This is a genomic window from Microbacterium sp. SORGH_AS_0862, from assembly GCF_030818795.1.
Classification (GTDB): domain Bacteria; phylum Actinomycetota; class Actinomycetes; order Actinomycetales; family Microbacteriaceae; genus Microbacterium.
In genome coordinates this window covers 854,610-875,334 of the sequence record NZ_JAUTAY010000001.1, presented here as the reverse complement: position 1 = coordinate 875,334, position 20,725 = coordinate 854,610, and the positions used below count along the sequence as shown (strand labels likewise).

21 protein-coding genes are annotated in these 20,725 nt (G+C 71.4%); 13 read left to right on the top strand and 8 right to left on the bottom strand.

Annotated features, from left to right (window positions below):
• Positions 1-106 precede the first annotated feature (106 nt).
• Both QE377_RS04065 and QE377_RS04060 read right to left on the bottom strand, forming a co-directional pair.
• Positions 107-997, bottom strand: coding sequence for a hypothetical protein (locus tag QE377_RS04065; protein WP_307319852.1), 891 nt, complete (start codon positions 995-997; stop codon positions 107-109).
• A gap of 19 nt (positions 998-1,016) precedes the next feature.
• A complete protein-coding gene (locus QE377_RS04060) occupies positions 1,017-2,474 on the bottom strand; it encodes a polysaccharide biosynthesis tyrosine autokinase (protein ID WP_307319851.1) in 1,458 nt (485 codons plus the stop codon).
• Between the two features lie 203 nt (positions 2,475-2,677).
• On the opposite strand from QE377_RS04060, the gene QE377_RS04055 reads away from it, so the two are divergent.
• From QE377_RS04055 to QE377_RS04015, 9 genes are all read left to right on the top strand, one after another.
• On the top strand, positions 2,678-2,812 hold the full coding sequence (locus tag QE377_RS04055; protein WP_307319849.1) for a hypothetical protein: 135 nt from the start codon (positions 2,678-2,680) through the stop codon (positions 2,810-2,812).
• A 50-nt stretch (positions 2,813-2,862) separates the two neighbouring features.
• Positions 2,863-3,993 carry a sensor histidine kinase gene (locus tag QE377_RS04050; protein WP_307319847.1) on the top strand — a complete coding sequence of 377 codons (1,131 nt, stop codon included), beginning with the start codon at positions 2,863-2,865 and terminating at the stop codon, positions 3,991-3,993.
• 129 nt (positions 3,994-4,122) lie between these two features.
• Positions 4,123-5,094 carry a hypothetical protein gene (locus QE377_RS04045; protein ID WP_307319846.1) on the top strand — a complete coding sequence of 324 codons (972 nt, stop codon included), beginning with the start codon at positions 4,123-4,125 and terminating at the stop codon, positions 5,092-5,094.
• A 5-nt stretch (positions 5,095-5,099) separates the two neighbouring features.
• Entirely contained in the window at positions 5,100-6,728 is a 1,629-nt protein-coding gene (locus QE377_RS04040; protein WP_307319845.1) for a hypothetical protein, read from the top strand.
• Positions 6,725-7,450 carry an ABC transporter ATP-binding protein gene (locus tag QE377_RS04035; RefSeq protein WP_307319843.1) on the top strand — a complete coding sequence of 242 codons (726 nt, stop codon included), beginning with the start codon at positions 6,725-6,727 and terminating at the stop codon, positions 7,448-7,450. The genes QE377_RS04040 and QE377_RS04035 overlap by 4 nt, the downstream gene beginning before the upstream one ends.
• Positions 7,447-8,733 carry an ABC transporter permease gene (locus tag QE377_RS04030; RefSeq protein ID WP_307319841.1) on the top strand — a complete coding sequence of 429 codons (1,287 nt, stop codon included), beginning with the start codon at positions 7,447-7,449 and terminating at the stop codon, positions 8,731-8,733. Before QE377_RS04035 ends, QE377_RS04030 begins: the two co-directional genes overlap by 4 nt.
• Positions 8,730-9,536: a hypothetical protein gene (locus QE377_RS04025; RefSeq protein ID WP_307319840.1), complete on the top strand. Its 807-nt coding sequence runs from the start codon at positions 8,730-8,732 to the stop codon at positions 9,534-9,536. The genes QE377_RS04030 and QE377_RS04025 overlap by 4 nt, the downstream gene beginning before the upstream one ends.
• Before the next feature lie 352 nt (positions 9,537-9,888).
• Positions 9,889-10,464, top strand: coding sequence for a phosphoribosyltransferase family protein (locus QE377_RS04020; protein WP_307319839.1), 576 nt, complete (start codon positions 9,889-9,891; stop codon positions 10,462-10,464).
• Positions 10,461-11,759 (top strand): amidohydrolase family protein, encoded by a 1,299-nt coding sequence (locus tag QE377_RS04015; RefSeq protein ID WP_307319838.1) that lies wholly within the window; start codon positions 10,461-10,463, stop codon positions 11,757-11,759. The genes QE377_RS04020 and QE377_RS04015 overlap by 4 nt, the downstream gene beginning before the upstream one ends.
• 41 nt (positions 11,760-11,800) lie before the next feature.
• Here QE377_RS04015 and QE377_RS04010 read toward each other — a convergent pair whose 3' ends face one another.
• Complete coding sequence (locus tag QE377_RS04010) at positions 11,801-12,265, bottom strand: pyridoxamine 5'-phosphate oxidase family protein (RefSeq protein WP_307319837.1); 465 nt, start codon at positions 12,263-12,265, stop codon at positions 11,801-11,803.
• Between the two features lie 158 nt (positions 12,266-12,423).
• Between QE377_RS04010 and QE377_RS04005 the strand changes: the two genes are divergently transcribed.
• From QE377_RS04005 to QE377_RS03995, 3 genes are all read left to right on the top strand, one after another.
• Complete coding sequence (locus QE377_RS04005) at positions 12,424-12,639, top strand: DUF2945 domain-containing protein (RefSeq protein WP_307319836.1); 216 nt, start codon at positions 12,424-12,426, stop codon at positions 12,637-12,639.
• Between the two features lie 45 nt (positions 12,640-12,684).
• Positions 12,685-14,007, top strand: coding sequence for a PAS domain-containing sensor histidine kinase (locus tag QE377_RS04000; RefSeq protein ID WP_307319835.1), 1,323 nt, complete (start codon positions 12,685-12,687; stop codon positions 14,005-14,007).
• 130 nt (positions 14,008-14,137) lie between these two features.
• On the top strand, positions 14,138-14,692 hold the full coding sequence (locus QE377_RS03995; protein WP_307319834.1) for a flavin reductase family protein: 555 nt from the start codon (positions 14,138-14,140) through the stop codon (positions 14,690-14,692).
• 439 nt (positions 14,693-15,131) lie between these two features.
• On the opposite strand, the gene QE377_RS03990 is transcribed toward QE377_RS03995, so the two are convergent.
• Positions 15,132-15,392 (bottom strand): hypothetical protein, encoded by a 261-nt coding sequence (locus QE377_RS03990; RefSeq protein WP_307319833.1) that lies wholly within the window; start codon positions 15,390-15,392, stop codon positions 15,132-15,134.
• A gap of 104 nt (positions 15,393-15,496) precedes the next feature.
• Positions 15,497-16,093 (bottom strand): low molecular weight phosphatase family protein, encoded by a 597-nt coding sequence (locus tag QE377_RS03985; RefSeq protein WP_307319832.1) that lies wholly within the window; start codon positions 16,091-16,093, stop codon positions 15,497-15,499.
• A gap of 47 nt (positions 16,094-16,140) precedes the next feature.
• Between QE377_RS03985 and QE377_RS03980 the strand changes: the two genes are divergently transcribed.
• Positions 16,141-17,088 carry a CPBP family intramembrane glutamic endopeptidase gene (locus QE377_RS03980; RefSeq protein ID WP_307319831.1) on the top strand — a complete coding sequence of 316 codons (948 nt, stop codon included), beginning with the start codon at positions 16,141-16,143 and terminating at the stop codon, positions 17,086-17,088.
• 303 nt (positions 17,089-17,391) lie between these two features.
• Here the strand turns inward: QE377_RS03980 and QE377_RS03975 are convergent, their stop codons facing one another.
• From QE377_RS03975 to QE377_RS03965, 3 genes are read right to left on the bottom strand one after another with little or no spacing between them, the layout of a single operon-like run.
• The gene (locus tag QE377_RS03975; RefSeq protein ID WP_307319830.1) at positions 17,392-18,576 is read right to left on the bottom strand and encodes a Dyp-type peroxidase; all 1,185 of its coding nucleotides are present in this window, start codon (positions 18,574-18,576) and stop codon (positions 17,392-17,394) included.
• The gene (locus QE377_RS03970) at positions 18,573-19,349 is read right to left on the bottom strand and encodes a hypothetical protein (protein WP_307319829.1); all 777 of its coding nucleotides are present in this window, start codon (positions 19,347-19,349) and stop codon (positions 18,573-18,575) included. Before QE377_RS03970 ends, QE377_RS03975 begins: the two co-directional genes overlap by 4 nt.
• The gene (locus QE377_RS03965; protein ID WP_307319828.1) at positions 19,346-20,653 is read right to left on the bottom strand and encodes a nitrous oxide reductase family maturation protein NosD; all 1,308 of its coding nucleotides are present in this window, start codon (positions 20,651-20,653) and stop codon (positions 19,346-19,348) included. Before QE377_RS03965 ends, QE377_RS03970 begins: the two co-directional genes overlap by 4 nt.
• Positions 20,654-20,725: the final 72 nt, after the last annotated feature.

The following is a 20,725-nucleotide window of genomic DNA, read 5'->3' as shown; positions in this document are numbered from 1 at the left end:
GCGACCCGAACTCCTGCAGATGTGCGCCTGGGGTGATTCGGGGGGCGGTGAGCGGCGGGTATTGCAGGAGTTCGGTCCCACCTCGCCGGGACCGGATGCGGCTGGGTCAGGGAAGCGCGCGGACGGTGTCGCCGGCCCAGAGCCACAGGGTGTCGGCAGACGTCGCGAGGGCGGCGGGGGCGGCGGGGGCGTCCGCGAGGCAGGTATCGCCGACGATCAGGCCGGCGCAGGAGGGGTCCGTGCGCGCGACGCGCGCACCGTCGGTCGTCCAGACGGCGGCGACAGCGCGTTCCGCCACGGCCTGCCAGGCGCTGCCGTCCCACTGCTGAGCGATGCCGTCGCACACGATCGTGAGCGCGCCGGCGTCGCCCTGCGCGCCCCAGGGTGCTGCGCACGGCGCCTCGATGCGGCCGGACGGGGTCACGATCACGGTGGACGCCGCAGGGTCGACATAGGTCGCCGCGGCGAGGGTCGCCGCATCCTGTTCCCAGAAGCGTCCCTGTGTGAAGGTGCGCAGCCCCTGCGTCTCGCAGGCGGCACCCATGCGCGCGACGATGCGCGCTTCCGTTCCGACGAACGCCTCGACGTGCAGGATCTCGCCGATGCCGAGATAGCGCGGCGTGACGTCGCTCCAGGTCTGGCCGCCGTCGATGGATCGCTCCAGCAGGGGTGCGGTCGTTCCGCAGTCGCCGGCGGACGCCCGCCACATCGCCTGCTCACCCACGGCGAGGAACCGCTCCGCGGCGCCGGGCGCCGCAACCGGCGCGAGCGGTGCAGACGAGGCCGACGCGGCGGGGGACGGCGAGGTCGACGGCGAAGCGGACGGCGTGACGGACGGTGTCGTCGTGCGAAGCGGGCGCGTCTCGGGCGGCGTACGCGGCGTCAGCGCGAACACCGCGAGTGCGATCGTGGCGACCGCCAGGACAGAAACGAGAACCCCCGTCAGCGCGCGGCTGACGGGGGTGGAGCGATGAATCGGGCGACGACGTGAGGACATCGCACGAACGCCTCTCTGCTCAGGAGCCCTTCACGAGCTCGTCGAGGCCGGCGTCGTCCTCCGGCGCCCGCTTGCGTGAGTTCTTCGCCTTCGCCGGTGCCGGCTCCGGAGCCGTGCCGTACGTCCCGTAGCCGCCGTATCCATATCCGTATCCGTACCCGTACGCATCCGGTCCGCGGGTGGGGACCATGCTCATGACGATGCCGCCGACCTTCGCGTCGACCGTCTCGAGAGCCGTCAGTGCCGCGGTGAGCTGACCGGTCGTCGTGCGACCCGCCGCGACGACGAGGATCGCCGCCGTCGTCTCACGCGACAGGATCGCCGCATCCGTCACCGGCAGCAGCGGGGGAGCATCCAGAAGCACCACGTCGAAGTCACGGCTGATCGCCTCGAGCAGCTGCGCCATCTGACGCGAACCGAGCAGCTCGCTCGGGTTCGGGGGCACCTTGCCCGCCGGCAGCACGAACAGCGGGCGCTTGCCCCAGGGCAGCATCACGTCGCCGACCTTCGCGCGACCGATCAGTACATCCGTCAGACCCGCTCCGCCCTCGATGCCGAGGTACTCGGCGACCTTGGGCTTGCGCAGGTCCGTGTCGATGAGAGCGACGCGCTTTCCGGCATCCGCGAGTGCGATCGCCAGGTTCACGGTCGTGGTGGACTTGCCCTCGCTCGGGATGGAGGAGGTGATCACGAAGGAGTGACCGCCGTCCATCTCGATGAACTGCAGGTTGGTGCGCAGGGCCCGGAAGGACTCCGAGCGCGTGTTGTACGGATCGGCCTGGATGATGATGGGCCGCTCCGCCGCCTTCGCGTCGAAGGGGATCGCACCGAGGATCGGGCGATCGGTGATCTGGTTGACATCGCGGATGGTGCGGATACGGGTGTCGAGGACGGTCCGCAGCACCGCGATGCCGATGCCGACCGCCAAACCGATAAGCGCCCCGAGCGCGAGGTTCAGGGGGACGTTCGGGCTGACCGGCACGTTCGTGGGGATCGCCGTGCGCGCCGTCGTGAGGCGCACCGGGCTCTCGCCGCCGGTGGACGGCTCGATCTCCTCGACCGCGAGCGGGAGCTGGCTCGCCACGGCGTTGGCGATGTCGGCGGCCTGGACGGGGTCGGCATCGGTCACGGCGATCGTGATGAAGGTCGTGTTGAGGGTGCTGCTGACGTTCACGCTCTTGGCCAGAGCGCCGGCGGTGACGTCGAGTCCGAGATCGCGGATCACCGGATCGAGAACGAGCGGGGTGGTGGCGACGTTGACGTAGGTCGCCACACGCTGCTGGGTGAACGTCGAGCCCTGCGAGATTTCCTGCACGCTGCCGCTGGACTGCGTCGAGACGACCACCGAGGCCTGCGACTCATAGAGGGGCGTGCGGGTCAGCGAATATCCGGCGGCCGCCCCCAGCCCGACGAGAGTTGCGACGACGATGATCAGCCAGTTCTTCCGCAGAACCCGGATGTAGTCGCTGAGTTCCATGGTGCCTCTCAGATCGGGAGTATCGCGCACCATCCTGCCACAGGCCTTATTTCGGGCCGGTGAACGATAACGCTCATCGGACTTCCCGGATGTCGGCGGCGCCGGGGGAAACTACTCAGCCGCACACTCCCGCCGGCCGCGTCGAGGCTAGGTTCGTCACGGCGGTCTCCTGGGGGAGTCGCCTGTCTGGGGAAGGACGTGCGATGTCTCTCGCTAATGCTGCCGCATGGGCGGCCACGGCGACACAAGGTCTGCCGTGGGTCTGGGCGGCGCTGGGCCTGGTCGGATTCGCCACGCTGGTGACCATCGTCGTGCGCGGGCGTCGCGAACGAGAGTGATCGCGCCCACCTCCGACAGATGGATCCGCCGTGCCCGCCGCGTCGGATCGGTGACCGTCTCCCCGGCGGCAGGGGCGGCCGCATCCGAGGAGCGCGCGCTCTCGCGCATCATGGTCGGCGCGACCGCGCTCGTGGCGGGCCTGGGTGCGGTGCTCGCCAGCGTGCAGGCGGTGCTCGTGCTCGGGGTCGTCTCGGACGACATGCGCCACCTCGCTCCGGACCCGTTCTCCGAGATCGCGCTGCGCTGGGCGTACAACTTCACCGCCGTCGCGATCGTGGTCGGCGGAGCGTTCCTGCTGCATCCGGAACGGCGCGGCACGCGCGCGCGGCTCGTCATCGTGCTCTCGCTCGCCGTCACAGCCGCTGTCATCCGGTCCGTCTTGCAGGTGGTCAGCGGGGTGGTGGATCCGGGGTCGGCGAGTGCGGTGCGCGTGGTCGGTCTGGAGACGGCGATGACCCTCCTCCTGGCACTGCTCGCGCTAGGCAGCGGACTCCAGTTCGCGGATGTCTGGCGCCGCGCCAGAGAGGCGGATCTGACCCGCATCGAGGCGCAGGAACGGGCGCTGACCCTTATGGACGATGTCCGTGCCGAGGAGTTGCGGGTGCGCAAGGACGTCGCCGCCACGATCCACGGCTCGGTGCAGGGAACGTTCGTCGTGCTCGAGGCAGAGCTGCGCGACATCGCCGCGGGGAGCCCATCGCCCGAGCGCATCACCGAGGTGGCAGACACGCTCGCCCGCCTGCGCGAGCACGAACTGCGCGCTCTGAGCGAGCGGCTGTACCCCGTCGATCTCGACCGGGGCCTGGCGCCCGCGGTGCGTGCGCTCGCCGCCCGCACTCCTGCGCACGTCGAGATCGTCGACGACGCGTCGCCGATGCTCGCCGTGCTCGACGCCCGCATCGACAAACGGATGCGGATCGTCGTGGTACGGGTGTTGGAGGAGGGGCAGACGAACGCGCTGCGCCATGGCGGCGCGCGCCGCATCCGACTCGCCGCGCGTGTGAGCTGCGGCGTGCTGCTGCTCGAGGTCGTCAGCGACGGTGCCTCGCCCTCCTGCGACGCCCGGATGTCGGGACTGGCTCGGCTGCGCCAGCAGCTCGATGTCGTCGGGGGGAGCCTCGAACTCGCCGCGGGCGCGACAGGCGGTGCGGTTCTGCGCGCGCGACTGCCGCTGATCTGAGCGGCGCGACACCCTACCCGATCGGATGGGACGGATGCGCGGCGTCTTCCCAGATGGGAAGACGTTATGTGATCCCTAAGCTGAGCATGTGCGTCGTCGCATCGGCGCCGGTGATCCTATGGGGGAATCATGGTTCGTTCACGCCTGCTCGCCATCGCGCCTCTCGCCGTTGTCGCGGCGCTCGCTCTCACGGCATGCTCGGCCGCGGACGGAGACAAGGGCGATGACCGCCCGGAGTCCCCGCTGTCGGCCTATCTGTCCTCGGTCTGGGGCGGCGATCTGTCCACCGAGGAGCAGGAGGCGCGCTTCACCGAGCAGCAGAAGAAGTCCGAGGAGCTCGTGGCGCAGTGCATGTCGGAGGAAGGCTTCGACTACACGCCCAACATCCAGTCGGTGTCGTTCAGCAGCAGCAGCGACGTCGAGTGGAAGCCGGACGACCGTGACTGGGTGACCCAGTACGGCTACGGCATGATCAACTTCCCCGGCCGCGACGAGGCGCCCACGGACCAGGAGGAGTACGTCGACCCGAACCAGGATTACGTCTCGAGCCTGTCGGAGTCGGAGCAGACGGCGTTCTACGAGGCCCTGTACGGTCCCTCTCCCAGCGAGGAGGAGCTGAACGAGGACGGCTCCTACGAGTACGACTGGACGAAGGCGGGCTGCCAGGGCTGGGCGCAGCACGAGTCCGGCGCCAACCCGATGATGGACGAAGAGTTCCAGTCCATCAACGACGCCATCAACGATTTCTACACGAAGATGGCCGACGACCCGGGCTTCGTGAAGATCGACGCCGAGTGGGCCTCGTGCATGGCGGATGCGGGCCACTCCGGCTTCGCAAAGCAAGGCGATGCGCAGACGAGCATGTCCGACAAGCTGAACGAGTACTACAGTTCACAGACGGACTACGTCGAGGACGACCCGAAGCTCAAGGAGCTGGGTGAAGAGGAGATCGCGCTGGCGATCGCCGACCTGGATTGCCGCGAGGCGACGAACTACCGCGACGCGTACGAGAAGGTGCAGTTCGCGCTCGAGGAGCAGTTCATCGCCGACAACAAGGCCGACCTCGACGCCCTCAAGGCGGCCGCCGAGCAGGCGAGCTGACCGAGGTGGCACGGAAGGAAGTCGAGCCCGTCCCCGACGACGCCCCGGACGATTCCGCGCTCACGCGCGAGCTGCTGGGCGAGGATGCGGCTGATGCCGCGACCGAGGCGGAGGATGCGGGAGCTCCCCGCGACCGCTTCGCCGCCCTGCGCGGGTGGGGGCGCGTGTTCCGCGGCAACCGTCCGCTGTGGATCACGTCCGCCGTCGCGGTGGCGAGTCTCGTGATCGGACTGCTCGTGGGAACGTTCGTCGTCTCGCCGGTGGAGGCCGCATCCCGCGCCGACGCACCGGAGCCCGGACTCATCACGGTTCCGGTAGAGTTCGGCGAGCTCAGCAACGATGTGACGATCCGCGCCGACGTCGGCTACGCGGATGCGGTGGAGGTGACCATCGACACGGCCACCCTGTCGGGACCTGCCGTCGTCACCGGACAGGTGCCCGAGGTCGGCGCCGAGCTGAACTCCCTGTCGATCGCTCTGGAGGTCGCCGGACGCCCCGTGATCGTGTTGCCGGGCGACCTGCCCGCCTACCGGAGCCTGCGCTTCGGCGTCTCGGGGCCCGATGTCGTACAGCTCAAGAACGCGCTGCGCAGCGTCGGAATCGACGGCGGCGACCCCGCCTCCAACGTGTTCGACGCCCAGACAGCCGCGGGCATCACGGCGCTCTACGCGGCCGTCGGCTACCCCGCCCCCTCCGGCGATGAGGGCGCCGCCCAGGCCGTGAGCGCCGCCGAGGCGGGCGTGCGCTCGGCTCAGCAGGCCGTCGCCGCAGCCCGGGCCGATCTGGACAAGGCGCGATCGGGGGCCGACGTCGTCACCGTCAAGAGCGCCGACAACGCGGTCGCGGCGGCCCAGCGTGCCGTCGACGACGCGATCGCGGCGAACCGACCCGCATCCGAGATCGCCGATCTGCAGGACACGCTCGCGCTGCGCCGGCTCGAGCGTCAGCAGCTCGATGCGCCCGCCGACACCTCTGCCCAGCGCGCGGCCGTCGACGCCGCGAACGCCCAGGTGGAGCAGGCGCAGCAGGACCTGCAGCGTGCCCGCGAGGGGTCCATGGCGTTCCTGCCCTCGTCCGAGGTGCTGTACCTGACGGGCCTGCCGCGCCGTGTCGACACCGTCAACGTCGCCCGCGGTGCGGTTCTGCAGGGCGCGGCGATGACGGTCTCCGGCGCCACCGTGCGCCTCACCGGATCGGCGGGCGAAGCGGATGCGGCCCTGTTGCAGGTGGGAGGCGAGGCCAGCTTCGATCTGCCCGATGGAACCCCCCACCGCGCCGTCATCACCGCTCTCGCTCCCAGCACGAGCAAGGACTCGACGGGGCGCTGGTCGATCGAGCTGGAGCCCGACCCGCTGACGCCCGAGCAGATCCAGCAGATGCAGGGATCCAACGTGCGCGTCGCCATCCCCGTGGGTGCGACCGAGGGCGAGGTCCTCTCCGTCCCCGTTGCCGCCCTGACAGCAGGACCCGGCGGCGAGGCGCGGGTCGAGGTCGTCGAGGGCGACCCCCGCGACCCCGACGCGAAGACCCGCCTGGTCACGGTGAAGACGGGCCTGGCCGCCAGCGGAGCAGTGGAGATCACCCCGCTCGAAGGCGTGGTGGGCGAGGGCGACCTGGTCGTGGTCGGGCGATGACCCGCACCGCGGCCGCCACGGATGCGGCCGGGATCGACGCGGGGCCGGAGGCGCCCCTCGTGCAGCTGCGCGACGTCACCCGGTCCTTCCCCGGCCCTCCGGAGGTGCAGGCGCTCAAGGGGATCAACCTCACGGTCGAGCGGGGCGACTACGTCTCGATCGTCGGTCCCAGCGGCTCCGGCAAGTCCACGATGCTGAGCATCCTGGGTCTGCTCGACAGGCCGAGCGTGGGGGAGTACCACCTTGACGGCGTGCTCACCTCATCCCTGGACGAGGACAGCAGGGCCGCCGTGCGGGCGCGCCGGATCGGGTTCGTGTTCCAGGCCTTCCACCTCATGTCACGGCGCACGGTGCTCGACAACGTGCTGATGCCGATGCTCTACAGCGGCGTGCCGCGCGGTGAACGCGAGGACCGAGCTCGTGCGGCGCTCGAACGCGTCGGGCTGGGCGGGCGCACCGGCTTCCTGCCGGGGCTGCTCTCCGGCGGTGAGCGCCAGCGCGTCGCCGTGGCGCGCGCGGTCGTCAGCCGTCCGAGCCTGCTGCTCGCCGACGAGCCCACCGGAAACCTCGACCGGCGCACCTCCGACGAGGTCATGGACCTCTTCGACGAGCTGCGCGCCGACGGTCTCACCCTCATCGTCATCACGCACGACGACGCCGTCGCCGCGCGGGCGAGCCGCCGCGTACGGATCGCCGATGGCCGCCTGAGCGAGGTGGCATGAGACGCCGTCGCACCGCCGCCGCCCGCGAGCGCGTGGACCTCAGCGCTCTGGTGCCGCCCACGCCCCGTGCCGACCGGTTCACGTCGCAGGACCTCGTCGCCGAGGCGACCGCAGACATCGGATCGCGCCCCGCGCGGCTCATCATGACCATCGCCGGCACCGTGCTCGGCATCGGCGCCCTCGTGGCGACCCTCGGGTTCGCGCAGACCGCCGCGGGCCAGATCGCCCGCCAGTTCGATCAGGCGGCGGCCACGCGTGTGGAGATCACCCCGGCCGAGGCGCGCACGCAGTCCGGCGCCTCCGTCGCCACGGCGCGCCTGCCCTGGGACGGCGCCGAGCGTGTCGAACGGCTCGCGGGCGTGGTCGCCGCGGCGACCCTCGCCGAGGTGGCGCTCCCCTCCGGCTCCGCGATCACGGCGGTGCCCGTGTACGACCCGTCGGCCGCATCCGCAGCTCCCGCTCCGGTCGTCGCCTCATCCTCGGGTCTGCTCGAATCGCTGGGCGGACGGGTCACCGCGGGGCGCATGTTCGACGCGGGACATGATGTGCGCGGCGATCGCGTCGCCGTGCTCGGCGCCCGCGAGGCCGATCGGCTCGCCATCAATCGCGTCGACAGCCAGCCCTCGATCTTCATCGACGGTCTCGCGTACGCCGTCATCGGCATCGTCGACTCCTTCGAGCGGCGCGCGGACCTGCAGGACGCGGTCATCATCCCGATCGGCACCGCGCGCGCCGACTTCTCGCTGGCCGCTCCCGGCAGCATCCAGGCGCGCGTCGACGTCGGCGCGGGGCCGCAGATCGGCGAGCAGGCACCCCTCGCCCTGGCCCCTGACGCGCCAGACCAGATCAAGGTGGCCGCTCCCAGCGGACGCAGCGATCTGAGCCAGAACGTGCAGGCCGACGTGAACGTCGTCTTCATCGCGCTCGGCGTCATCGTGCTGCTGGCGGGCGGACTCGGCATCGCCAACGTCACCCTGCTCTCGGTGATGGAGCGCACACCCGAGATCGGACTGCGCCGGGCGCTGGGGGCGACCCCGCGCCAGATCGCGGGGCAGTTCATCGCGGAGTCCGCGATCATCGGGATGCTCGGCGGGATCATGGGCTCGGCGGTGGCCGTTCTCTCCGTCGTCCTGGTATCGGTGATCGCGGGGTGGAGTCCGGTGATCAACCCTCTGGTCGCCGTCGGTGGAGCCTTCCTCGGCGCCGTCGTGGGACTTGCCGCCGGCTGGCTGCCCGCCCGCCGCGCCGCCCGCATCGAACCCATCGCGGCTCTCAGGGGATGACACGCGCGTCCCGGACGTGGCGCGCGGTGAGCGTCGTGGCGGCCGTGCTCGTGGTCGGGGTCGCGGTCTCGGCGGTCCTGCTGGTTCTGGCCGACGGCATCGCCGCGACCTTCGCGGGCTCATACGGCGCCCCCACGGTCGTCGGATCGGCACGGAGGGCGCAGCGGAGCGCCCAGACCCTGCAGACGGCGGTGCTCGTCCTGGGTCTCGCGCTCGTCGGCGTGCTCGTGCTGTTCGCGATCGTGCGCCGGCGTTCTCGCCGGCGGCGGCTGACGTCGATCATCTGCGGCGTGCTGCTCTCGCTCGCCCTCGTCGCCGAACTCGCGGGGATACCGGCGACGATCGGGCAGGCGGCGGACGAAGCCGCCCGCCTCGCGCAGGCACTGCCCGTGCCCACCGCCGACCCGGCGCCGACGCCGGCCGCTCCCGCAGCACCGTCGGCACCGCGCGCCGACGCGGTACGCGCCGAGATGCGGTCCCTCATCGAACGCAGTGTCGCCGCGGCGGGCGGCACGGCACTGGGCGCGGACGGCGCGGAGCTGGCCGCATCCGATATCCCGTTCGACGCCGCGCCCTGCGGCGAGACCGGCACGCGGCTGAGCGCCCAGTTCTCGATCCGCGCCGCTGACCCCGACGAGGCCGTCGCGCGGCTGCTGCGGATCTGGGAGGACGCGGGGTACGCCCCCGACCGGGGGATGCAGCAGGACGCCCGCTACAGCGAGACCCTCCTGGTGGAACGCATGAGCGTGCGCGCCGCGAGTCCGATCCGCGTGTCGGTGGAGGGCGCTTGCGCTGTCCCCTGACCGAGTGGGGCAGCGGCCGTGCCCGAACTCCTGCAGATCGGGCGGTTCGGGGTGGGATGTGGCCGCGGGTGGCGGGTTTTGCAGGAGTTTGGACTGCGGGGCGGGCAGCAGCCGGCGGCACGCGGCTGTCCGGTCCGGCCGGGGTTCGGTGCGGTGTGCTGCACCGGGGGTGGGGCAGCGGCCGTGCCCGAACTCCTGCAGATCGGGCGGTTCGGGGTGGGATGTGGCCGCGGGTGGCGGTTTTGCAGGAGTTCGGACTGCGGGGCGGGCGGCAGTCGGGGCCATGCCCGCCCGGCCCGGCCGCGGGTGGGCACGAAACCGGGGCGACACACGCGCGGCGTAGCCTCCGGACATGCCCGCAGACACCTATCTCGCTCAGGTCGGCAGCCAGCAGATCACGCTGCCGATCATCCCTGTCTCCGACGACCTGTCCATCGCGTTGATGATGGTGATCGATCACGGGGTGCGCTTCGCCGAGACCGCCGGGCGCGAGCTGGCCGAACACTTCGCGGATGCGGGCGTCGACGTCGTCGTGGCCCCGGCGACCCTCGGGATCCCGGTCGCGATCGAGGTCACTCGCGCGCTCGGCCTCGACGACTACGTGATCCTGCAGAAGACCCGCAAGGTGCACCTCGGCGACGCGCTGGAAGAACCCGTGCACGCCATCACCAGCACGACGGGGGCGGCCCTGCTGCTGGATCGGGCGCGCCTGTCGGCGGTCGCGGGCAAGCGGGTGCTGTTCGTCGACGACGTGATCTCCAGCGGCTCCTCGTCGGGTGCCGCATTGCGCCTGCTCGAGAGGGCCGGTGCCGAGATCGTCGGGATCGGCGCGTTGCTGGCCGAGGGGGAGGGCTGGCCGGCGGCGCTCGTGCCGTACGTGGATCGGATCGCGGTGCTCGGCCGCATCCCCGTGTTCCCGCGCGCGTGAGCGCCGTCGACACGGTCATCGACGACGCCGTCGTCGTCACGATGGATGCGGCCCGGCGCGTCGTCCGGGGATGGGTCGCGATCCGTGACGGTGTCGTCGACGCCGTGGGCGAGGGGCCCGCGCCGGCGGCGAGCGAGCGGATCGATGCGCGCGGCGGCATCGTCCACCCGGGATTCGTCAGCGCACACACGCACTCCATGGATGCGGCCGCGGCCGGCTCGCTGGATGCATCCGTGCCGTTCTTCGAGTGGCTGTTCGCCACGTACTACCGCACCGTCCTCGCGCTCACCCCGGCGGATGCGGCGCACGCCGTGCGCAGCCTCGGGGCGGATGCGGCGCGTGCCGGCATCACGACGGTGCTCGACTGCTGGGGAGTCGGCGACGTCGGCACGCGTCGCGCGGACGAGGCCTTCGCCGCGAGCGCGACGGCCGCCCGGGCGTCCGGGATCCGTTGGATCCTGGCGCCGATGGTCTCGGATCGCCTGCCCGCGCCGTGGAGCCCGTGGCTCGATGCGGCGGAAGGTGCGGGCGGCTTCCGACGCGACGCGCTGGTCGCCCCCACCGAGACGGCGCTGCGTTTCGCCGCGTCCGCGCTGGACGTCGCGGCGGGGCGGGTATCCGTGTTCGCCTGCACGGAGCTGCCCGAGATGGCCTCCGACGCGCTGCTGGTGGGGCTGGGAGCTCTCGACGCCCCGGGCATCACGACCCACTTGTGCGCGTCGGATGCGGGGGCCGCCGGCATTCCCGACCCCGAGGGAAGGCCCGAGCGGGCGGTCGCCCGCCTGCGGCGGCTGGGGGTGCTGGGTCCGCGCCTGGTGGGAGCGCATCTGAGCGCGACCGACCCGGACGACAGGGCGCGGCTGGCGTCCGACGGATGCGGCGGCGTGCACTGCGCGGCGTCCTCCATGTACTCCGGTTCGCGCCGCAGCGCGCTGGGTGAGCTGCGGGAGTCCGGCATCGTCATGGGTCTCGGCCTCGACAATCGCAGCCTCAATACGCCCCCGGACATGGTCGCCGAGATGAGGCATGCCCTGGCCTTCGACCGGACCGCCGGAACGGGGGATCGGCGGGTGACCGCATCCGATCTGCTGGCTCACGCCACGATCGACGCGGCCAGGGTCCTGGGCATGGGCGAGGTCATCGGCTCTCTCGAGCCGGGCAAGCGCGCCGATTTGGTCGTTCGCGCCGCGTCCGACGGCCCGCCGATGTCGCCGGAGGCACGGATCGTCTTGGCGTCTCGTCCGGAGGACGTGCAGCTGGTGCTCGTGGACGGCGAGGCGTTGTTCGCGCGGTGACACGATCGCGCCCGGACCTTCGAGGGCCCGGGCGCGACGGGTCAGAGTTCGACGGCCTCGTTCTCACCCTCGACGCGGTGGCCGGTGAGGGCGGCGACGGCGCGGACGATCTTGCCGCCGGGCGCCGTCCAGTACTCCGCGCTGTCGGCGCGGAAGCGCAGCAGACCCGCGGCCGGGTCCTCCGGGCCGCCCTCGAACCAGGCGTCGACGGCGGGACTCCACAGCTCGGCGAGCTTCGCCCTGTCGTCGACCATCTGGGCCGTTCCCGACAGTGACACCCACGTGTCGTCGCTGCTGAGCGACACGTTCACGCGGGGCTCGCGCGCGACGTTGACCGCGGCGGAGGTCCCCGTGCCGACGATGAACCACAGGTCGCCGTCGAACTCCGCCTCCTGCACGGTGAGCGGGTGTGCGACGAGCTTGCCGTCGGCCTCGGCGGTGGTGACCATGGCGAACCGGAACTTCTTGATCAGTCCGGCGAGTTCCTCGTGTGCGTTCTCGGACATGTCCGTCTCCTCCTCTGCGGATGCGTGTCGCCATCGTCATGCGCGCCGATCCGCTCGGTCGAGGCCCCTCCTCCGCGAGAGCGGATGTGATAAACGCGCGCCGTGGGGTGCTGTCAAGCCGGCCGCCGGCGGCGAGACGCCGATGCAACATTGACCACATGAGCAAGCGGCTGAGCGTGGGCGACCGAGTGAGTTGGAACACGTCCCAGGGGCGCACCCGCGGGCGGATCGTCGACGCGCGTACTCGTGACTTCACCTTCGACGGACAGCGCTTCACCGCCTCCGCCGAAGAACCCGCGTACATCGTCGCCTCGGAGAAGACCGGTGCCGAGGCGGCTCACAAAGGCGCGGCGCTGCGCAGACTCGCGTCGTGAGCCGTTGAGTGGATGCGGCGGGGGCGCGTTTGGGGCAGAATCCAGATGACGCGTACCCGACGCCTCGAACCGACGAGCGATGAACTGATCGACGTCCCGATGGGAGCCGATATCTCCGAGTCCGAATCCTCCGCAGCGCCGTCGTTCGACGAGGCGCCCGCCGCCGCCGCGCCCGCATCCGGTGTCGGCCTGCCCGTTCCCGTCGCCGCCGTCCCCGCGGACGCCGCGACGGGTGCGCTCGTGCAGGACTGGACCGCGCAGGTCACCTCCGTGGCCATCGTGCACCTCGACGTCGAGGCTCGGGTGGTGGGGTGGAACCCCGGCGCCGAGAAGTTGAAGGGGTACGCGCCCGAGGAGATCCTCGGCTCCTCCTCCACGCGCTTCTATCGCGAGGAGGACCGCCTGCGCGGTGTGCCGCTGCGCCTGCTCGCGATCGCTGCGACGCGGGGATCGGTCGAAGACAACGGCTGGCGGGTGCGTGCCGACGGCTCGCTGTTCTGGGCGCACGTCATCATCACGGCGCTGCGCGACGACGCGGGAGAGGTCGCAGGCTTCGTGAAGATCGTCTCCGACCTCACCGCCGCCAAACAGCGCGAGGATGCGGAGCTCGACTTCCTGCGTGCCTTCGCGCACGACTTCCTCTCGCCGATCACCGCCCTGCGCGGCTACGTGGACCTGATGGCCGAGCCCGGCGGCAACACGACCGCCGCCATCGAGCGGATCTCCGCCGTCACCGACCATCTCGCCACGATGATCCAGGACCTCTCGGCGCGGCTCGTGCCCACCCGCCCGCGCCAGGCACGGAACCGTGCGGATGCGTCCGTCACGGTGCGGGAGGCCGCCGAGCTCGTGCTCCCCGGCGACGCGTACGGACGCATCCGCTATCGCTCGCCGCGTTCGGTCGCGGTGCAGGCGGATCCGGTGGCTCTGCGGCGCGCGATCGCGAATCTCGTCGACAACGCGGCGAAGTACAGCGAGGGCCCCATCGAGATCTCGGTCGAGATCGACGGTTCCCAGGTGCGCATCGCGATCTCGGATCGCGGGCGCGGCATCGCCCCGGAGGACCTGGAGCGCATCTTCGACCCCCTCGAACGCGGGCGGCTGTCGAACCCGGATGACGGCGGGACGGGCATCGGGCTGGCGAGCACGAAGGCGCTCATCGAACGGCAGGGCGGCGAGGTGCTGCTGTGCAGCACGGTGGGCCAGGGCACGACGGCCACGATCACGCTTCCCGTCGACGACGACGGCGGGCGCGCCCCGGGTGACGCGTCGGGCGCGGCTGTGCGCGACATCCGCGCCGCCGGCGACCGGCGCGCCACCGACGGCGGCGGCTCGGTGCGTGAACGCGTGGCGCGTCCCGCCGCGTGACGATAGCTCTCGGTAATCGGTTGATCGCCGTCAGGCATCTTCACTCCCGCGTAAAGCCCGCGTAACACCGGCTTCGTAGCGTGGCTGTGCACCCGCGGACTGCGCTGGACGGGTGCGAAGGAGAGCCGCAATGACCTGGAACCACCCGTGGGCGCAGATCGTCCCCGGACCCGACGGGATCGCCCGTACCGTCCTGCCCGCCGCCCCCAAGGACGCGGATGCGGTACGCGACATGTTCGCGCAGCATCCCACCGGGATCGCGGCGATCTGCGCGCTCACCTCGGAGGGGCCGCAGGCGATGGTGGCGACCTCGTTCGCCCTCGGCATCTCGTTCGACCCGCCGCTCGTGCTCTTCTCCGCGCAACAGTCCTCTCGCACCTGGCCGCTGATCGCCGGCGCGGCACGTATCGGTGTCTCGGTGCTCGGTGAGGAGAACGCGGCAGCGGTGCGCACGCTCGCGTCGCGGTCGGGGGACCGGTTCGCCGGCCTCGTCACCGCGCAGACCGACGGCGGCGCCATTCTCATCGACGGCGCGCGGATGTGGCTCGAGTGCCGCGTGCACAGCGACGAGCCCCTGGGCGATCATCGACTCGTCGTGCTGGAGGTGCTCGGCGGATCGAGTCATCGCGGCACGGCGCCGCTCGTCTACCACGACGGAGGCGTGGGGAGCCTGGCCGCATCCTGACGCCGTCCGCGGGCCGGTCGTCTCGCGGTGAGGGGGCGATCGGCATCCCGAGCCCCGCCCGCCCCACCGCGACACGACCGGCTCGACATCGAACCACTCGGACCGCTGCGGCGGCGTCGAGACGCGACGCAGCGGTCCGAGTGCGGGTGCAGAGCGTGACCGGACCCGACGTCTGCGCTTGTGCGGGTACCGACGAACACGTCACGACACGGAAGCTGTGTCGGGGGGAGAGACCGCCAACCCACCGCAGGGGTCTGTCTCCACCGGCACCCGTGTCGCACTCTCTGCGTCCACGTGCCCTACTCAACTCCCTTTCGCCGCGGGGAATCCGCGTCGCAGACCGTGAATAAAGAACGCTGGATGCGAGGGCCGTCGGCAGGGCACGAGAAACGACGAGGGGCCGCATCCGAAAGGATGCGGCCCCTCGCGTTGCGGGGTCTCAGTAGCTGTTCATGTTCACCGCGGCGACGCCGGCGGCGATGGCGACGATCCAGAGGATGACGCCCAGGCCGAAGAGCACGGCCCCGATGATGATCCCGACGAGGGCGGGGGTGTTCTTGTAGCCGGCCTTCTTCGACTGGTTGAAGGCGATGGCGGAGATGATGAGGCCGATGACGTTGAAGAAGATCGCGACGACCAGGCCGACGACCCCGAGAGTCTTGCCCGGGTAGTCGACGCCGGGAGCGGGCTGCTGAGTCATGAGGAGTCCTTTTGCTCGAGACGGGTTGACCGCACCACTCTGGCAGAACTCTGGGAGTTGGCGCAGAGCACTTGACGCAATCGGTTGAAAACTCTAATGAGGCGTCATGGACGCACGGCGACCGCGAGAAGCCGTACCGTCTCGCCCAGCGCAGGCATCAGTTCGGACGCCATCTGCTCGTACACCTCCCACTCCCGCCGGTACGGATCGACGACGTCGTCGAGCGAGGGATCGGCCGGAGTGTCGATCTCGCCGCGCACCGAAACGAGGTGTCCGAGCAACGCATCCAGCCGGGCGCGCGGATCGGAGCCCGCCGCGCCGGCCACCGAGCGGGCATCGTCGTCCGACACGTGCGCGGCCAGGCGAGCGAGCTCGCGCACGGTGAAGGTGCGCCGGGTCGCCGCGGGAGCGAGCTCCACCGCCGCTCTGCGGTGCTCCCGCGTCATCGCCAGCACGAGTGCGGGGGTGCGCAGATGGCTCTCGTTCAGCCAGCGCGCGCGATGCGCACCGATCAGATCCTGCGGAACGCCGTACGCCTGCGCGAGCGCCGCCGCCTCGGGCGTCATGGGCTGGTCGACGAGTGCCTTCACTCCGGCGCTCGCGGCCGTGACGCCCACCCGGCCCAGTTCGTCGCGGAGGATCACCTCGGCGAACGGCGAGCGGCAGATGTTGCCGGTGCACACCGTCAGAACCTCGAGCATCGCGGGTGTCTCCTGTCCGCCGGGCCCTGCCCGGTAACCTGGCTCCTGTGAGCGATCCTACCGAGCCCGACCGCGGCGAGTCCGGCGCCTATCGTTCCTCGCGCTTCGAGCGCGCCTCGGACGGAGCCTGGACCGCTCACCGCCGGGATGCGGCGGAGGGCGTGGGGCGATTCGGGAACCTCGGTCTCGTCGAGGCGGAGATCGACGAGCAGCCGGAACCCGAGCGTCGTCCCCGCCGGCGGCGTCCACGCGCACCGCGTGTCTGGCTGCAGGGCGGCAGCACGACACAGCGGTGGAGCTGGCTGCTGGTGGGCGGCGCGCTCATGGGGCTCGGCGCCGGTCTACTGATCGCGACGGCGGCGTCGACGCTGATCGGCGGAACGCTGGGCGGGTGGGTCGGCAGCATCGTGCTCTGGGCCTCGATGATCGTGCCCGTCGTGATCGCGTACTCCCGCTCGGTGCCGCGGGGTCTCCTGCGCTTCCGCGCGACGGACCTGCTCTTCGGGCTGATCCTCGGACTCGGCCTGCGCGTCATCAGCGGCTGGTTCGAGCAGGCGGAGCGCGGCACCGCGCTCTGGCCTGCGCTGTCCACGACCAACGGCGGTCTCTCGGGTGTGGACTGGCTCGTCGACGCCGTCGTGCCCGTCGTCATCTCGCCCGTCGTGGAGGAGTTCTTCTTCCGCGGGTTCTTGCTGGTCGCGCTGTACACCGTGTTCCGTCGCCTCACGCGCTCGCCGTCGGTCGCCGGCGCGGGGGCGGCCCTGATCAGCACGGGGATCTTCCTGCTGCTCCACCAGTTCACCGGATCGCTGTCCGACGGCGCGGCCGGCGCCGCATCCATCGCGCTGTTCGGACTCGCAACGTCCGTGCTGGTGCTGGTGACCGGCAGATTCTGGGCGGCGCTCGTCGCCCACATCGTCTTCAACGGCTCGTTCGTCGCGCTCGCCGTCGTCGGCACCCTCGCGGGTCTGAACGGGGGGATCGTCGCGGCCTGAACGGGCCGGCGTGAAGCCACGGGTGAAACCCGGCGTCGGGGTGTTCGCGGCACCGTGCGCCGAGGTGAGCGTCTGTTCACCCGATCCCGTCTGTCGGACATCGACGCTCGGCCGTCGGTCTCCGATAGCGCCGCACCCTCACCGCCCGGAGGCCCCCATGCCCCGCTCCTCCCGCGCCGCTGTGCGCCTGGCCATGCTCGGTCTGACCCTCCCTCGTCCTCGCGGCGAGCGTCCTGCTCTGCGCGATCGCCGTCATGCGCGGCACCCTTCCGCTCTGACGCTCAGCGACCCAGGCCCGGACTCTCAGCGACCGAGGCTCGCGCCGAGGGCGCCGTCCGTCCGCCCCGGAACGATGAGGAACGACGCGGATGCGGTCGGCGTGGCGAACGTCATCAGGTCGTCCGTCTCGTCGAGGCGATGCTGAGTGCGCACGAAGTCGTCGAGCTCCCGCTGGAAGCACATGAACAGCAGGCCGTCGTCGGGCTCCTGTCCGGGGCCTGCGGCATTGCTGTACGCGTACCCGCGCCGGAGCATGAGCCGGCTGCCCGTGAACGAGGGGTGGGCCGCGCGCACGTGCGAGCGCGACGGCACGAGATAGCTGCCGTCCGGGCTCTTCGCCGTCAGGTCCGCCTCGGCCGTGGGGCCACCGCCGGACAGGGGATCGCCCGTGGCGCGCACGCGGCCGACGACCGCATCCTGCCGCTCGCCCGGCAGTGCGCCGAACCCGGCGGTGTCGAGTCGGAGGCGCCGGATGACCGCGATCGTCCCTCCGGCTGCCGGGCCGTCGGCGATCCAGACGTTCTCGTCGAGCTCGTCGCCTGTGTGCGGCACGATGATCCCGTCGTGGTACCCGAGCGGATTGCGCACGATGGTGCCCTCGCCGGCGCCTCGGACGCAAGGCTGCGTCCACCGGCGGACGGCGCCACCTGCGGCGGCGAGGACATCGGCGATGCTCGCGTGCAGCGCACCCGCATCCGACGCATAGGCCGAGATCAGCAGGTCCCCGCCGCGCATGTCATCGGACAGTGACGCGTCGCTCGCGAAGCGCGGGAGCGTCGCCGCTCCCGGGAGCGACGTGTCGATCGCGGCGACCAGTCGAGGACCGATGCCGACCGTGATCGTCAGGTCGCCGGGGCCGTCCGGCAGCACGACGCGCTCGGTGGCTGCGGGATCGGTGAGAGCGTCGATGCGGTCGCCGAGCGATGCCAGCATCGCGAGCACTCCGTCCGCCGTGGTGATCTCGGGGGTGTCGGCGACGACCACCAGTCCGTTGCGCTGCGGCGTGGCCGGACGAGCGATGCCCGCCTGCGTGCGCCCCCGCGAGGGAACGGTCGCGGTTCCGGCCGTCGGAGCAGCATCGGGAACGGGCGCCGCGCTCTGCGCGAGCGCCCACCCACCCGCGGCGCCGAGTGCCGCGCCGCCGATTCCGATGCCGCCGCCCAGCAGCAGTGCGCGCCGGCTGATCCCGGATGCGGGTGTCTCGCTCACGGCGTCGTTCCCGCCGCCGCGGTGAACACGTCGGGGAGCGAGACGCCGTCGGCATCCGCGAACGTGACGGTCGTCCACTCCGTGGCTCCACCGAGGCGCACATCGAGCCGGCGCAGGAGTGACGTGCTGTCGAGCCAGTAGCGGACGGTGGCTGCGGCGGGGTCGGCGGCGGGTGTCGCGGCGACCTGATCGCTCTCGGGTCCCGCGTAGACCGTCAGCGTCTCACCGTCGACCTCTCGCGTGCCGAGCCAGAGCGCTCCGCCCTGCTGCAGCAGCAGCGGGTTGTCCGGGCGATCGGCGCCGAGCTGCGCGATGACCGACAGGAGGGCGTCGCGGCGGGAACCGCTGGGATCCAGTGCCCCTCCCGCCCACGCCGTGTCGAGTTGATCGGCGTCGGGGATGGGCAGCGGCGCGGGGCCGTCGTCGCCGGACGGCGTCGCGGCCGAAACCGGATGCGTGCCCGCGACCTGCGTGTTCCACACCAGCAGTTGCGGATCGGCGCTCTGCCACCGGCCGTAGCCGATCGCCGTCGCGTAGTCGTACCAGCCGTCGAAGCGCGCCTCGCTGCCCTTCTCGGTGAGCGAGAACGAGATCGCGCGAGCGCCGGTGTCCTGGTTGCGCAGCCGCATCGTCGCGAGATCCTGCGCCTCCTCGCTCGTGAGGGGACGTGCATCGCCGGCGGCGAACTCCTCGGACGACGCGGCGGCGCACCCGGTCAGGGTCGCGATCGCGACGGCGGCGACCGCGAGCGCGGCCGCGAGGCGGCGTCTCATCCGCGAGCCCCGGCGGCGAGCAGATCGGCCGCCGGAAGCGCGTAGCGGCTGAGGTCGGGAGCGCCGACGGAGGCGGGGAGCGAGCGTGCGGGCGCCTCGGGGTCGGGAAGCTGCGGCTGCGGTGGCGGCGGCGGCACCGCGCGGAAGCTGACGCCCGGCGGTGCGACGGATGCGGGCAGCTCAGCCGAGGTGGCGGCGGGCTGGTCCACCCCGCTCGCGCAGTCCGCGGCGAGGGTGTCCGGCAGCACCGTGGTGGCGTCCGGGTCGACGCAGTTGCCCTGTGCGGGCGCCCGCGGGCCCGAGACGTTGGCGGTGTCGACGCCGTTGCCCTCGAAGGCGTTGCCGGTGAAGACATTGCCCTGCGCCCGCAGGTCCTCGGTGCCCGCCAGGAGGACCCCGGCCCGGGCGTTGCCGACGATGCGGTTGTCGCGGATGTCGTTGTTCGTGCCGCCGCTGATGCCGATCCCGATCCCGAACCCGCCGTCGGCCTGCACGGGGGACGTGGGTTCGACGTTGTCCGAGACGAGGTTGCCGACGACCGTGTTGCCCGACTGCGGGACGAAGGCTTCCTGGTAATTGGAGATCAGTGTCAGGCCGACACGGTTGCGGCTGAAGCGGTTGCCGACGATGTACACGCTGTCGGAGGCGTTCGCGTTCTCGAAGCCGACGGCGTTGTTCTCGGCGATGTTGTCTCTGACGGTGATGTCGCAGTCGCGGCACTGTCCGACGTAGATCCCGCTGTCGGCGGAGCCGGACGCGTAAGAGTTCGAGATGACGCCGTGCTGGGCGTCGAAGGCGTACAGACCGTACAGGCCGTTGTTGTAGGCCGTGACGTGATCGATCGAGAAGCGCTGCACCGGGGGGAACTTCTCCGGGTCCAGGTGCGTGTATCCGCCGCCGCCGTGCGCCGTGGGCCCGTTCTCGTCGTGGAGTCCCGTGACGAGCACGCCGTAGAAGGTCGCTCCCGTCACCGTCAGGTTCTCGACGCTGATGCCGTCGGCGATCGCGACGATCCCGTAGGGGCGCTGCCCCTCGCCGTCGACGACGGTCTCGTTGCGATCGAGGCCGCGCACGGTCACGCCCGGCTTGTCGACGAGCACCTGTTCGGGATAGACGCCCGGCGAGACGAGGATGAGCCCGCCTTCGGCGACCCGCGCCACGGCATCGGAGATCGTGGGGGCATCCGCCGGCACGGCGACCGTCTCGAGTGTCGCGGGTTCGGCGGCGCAGGCGGCGAGGGCGGATGCGGCCAGGGCGAGGGCAGCGAGAGCGGCCGCGAGACGGCCCCTCGAGGAAGCAGGCATGACCGGATACTAACCGTGCAGAGCGCCGGTGCCCGTGTTGGCATCGGATACGGGTGAAAGGGCGGGTGAAAT

Excerpts from the sequence above, each read along its gene's own strand:
- QE377_RS04005 (WP_307319836.1), top strand. The coding sequence starts at position 12,424 with ATGAGCAAGCGGCTGAGCGTGGGCGACCGAGTGAGTTGGAACACGTCC.
- QE377_RS04060 (WP_307319851.1), bottom strand. The coding sequence starts at position 2,474 with ATGGAACTCAGCGACTACATCCGGGTTCTGCGGAAGAACTGGCTGATC.
- QE377_RS03995 (WP_307319834.1), top strand. The coding sequence starts at position 14,138 with ATGACCTGGAACCACCCGTGGGCGCAGATCGTCCCCGGACCCGACGGG.
- QE377_RS03985 (WP_307319832.1), bottom strand. The coding sequence starts at position 16,093 with ATGCTCGAGGTTCTGACGGTGTGCACCGGCAACATCTGCCGCTCGCCG.
- QE377_RS03965 (WP_307319828.1), bottom strand. The coding sequence starts at position 20,653 with ATGCCTGCTTCCTCGAGGGGCCGTCTCGCGGCCGCTCTCGCTGCCCTC.
- QE377_RS04000 (WP_307319835.1), top strand. The coding sequence starts at position 12,685 with ATGACGCGTACCCGACGCCTCGAACCGACGAGCGATGAACTGATCGAC.
- QE377_RS04035 (WP_307319843.1), top strand. The coding sequence starts at position 6,725 with ATGACCCGCACCGCGGCCGCCACGGATGCGGCCGGGATCGACGCGGGG.
- QE377_RS04020 (WP_307319839.1), top strand. The coding sequence starts at position 9,889 with ATGCCCGCAGACACCTATCTCGCTCAGGTCGGCAGCCAGCAGATCACG.
- QE377_RS04065 (WP_307319852.1), bottom strand. The coding sequence starts at position 997 with ATGTCCTCACGTCGTCGCCCGATTCATCGCTCCACCCCCGTCAGCCGC.
- QE377_RS03970 (WP_307319829.1), bottom strand. The coding sequence starts at position 19,349 with ATGAGACGCCGCCTCGCGGCCGCGCTCGCGGTCGCCGCCGTCGCGATC.
- QE377_RS04045 (WP_307319846.1), top strand. The coding sequence starts at position 4,123 with ATGGTTCGTTCACGCCTGCTCGCCATCGCGCCTCTCGCCGTTGTCGCG.
- QE377_RS04055 (WP_307319849.1), top strand. The coding sequence starts at position 2,678 with ATGTCTCTCGCTAATGCTGCCGCATGGGCGGCCACGGCGACACAAGGT.
- QE377_RS04010 (WP_307319837.1), bottom strand. The coding sequence starts at position 12,265 with ATGTCCGAGAACGCACACGAGGAACTCGCCGGACTGATCAAGAAGTTC.
- QE377_RS04030 (WP_307319841.1), top strand. The coding sequence starts at position 7,447 with ATGAGACGCCGTCGCACCGCCGCCGCCCGCGAGCGCGTGGACCTCAGC.
- QE377_RS03990 (WP_307319833.1), bottom strand. The coding sequence starts at position 15,392 with ATGACTCAGCAGCCCGCTCCCGGCGTCGACTACCCGGGCAAGACTCTC.
- QE377_RS04025 (WP_307319840.1), top strand. The coding sequence starts at position 8,730 with ATGACACGCGCGTCCCGGACGTGGCGCGCGGTGAGCGTCGTGGCGGCC.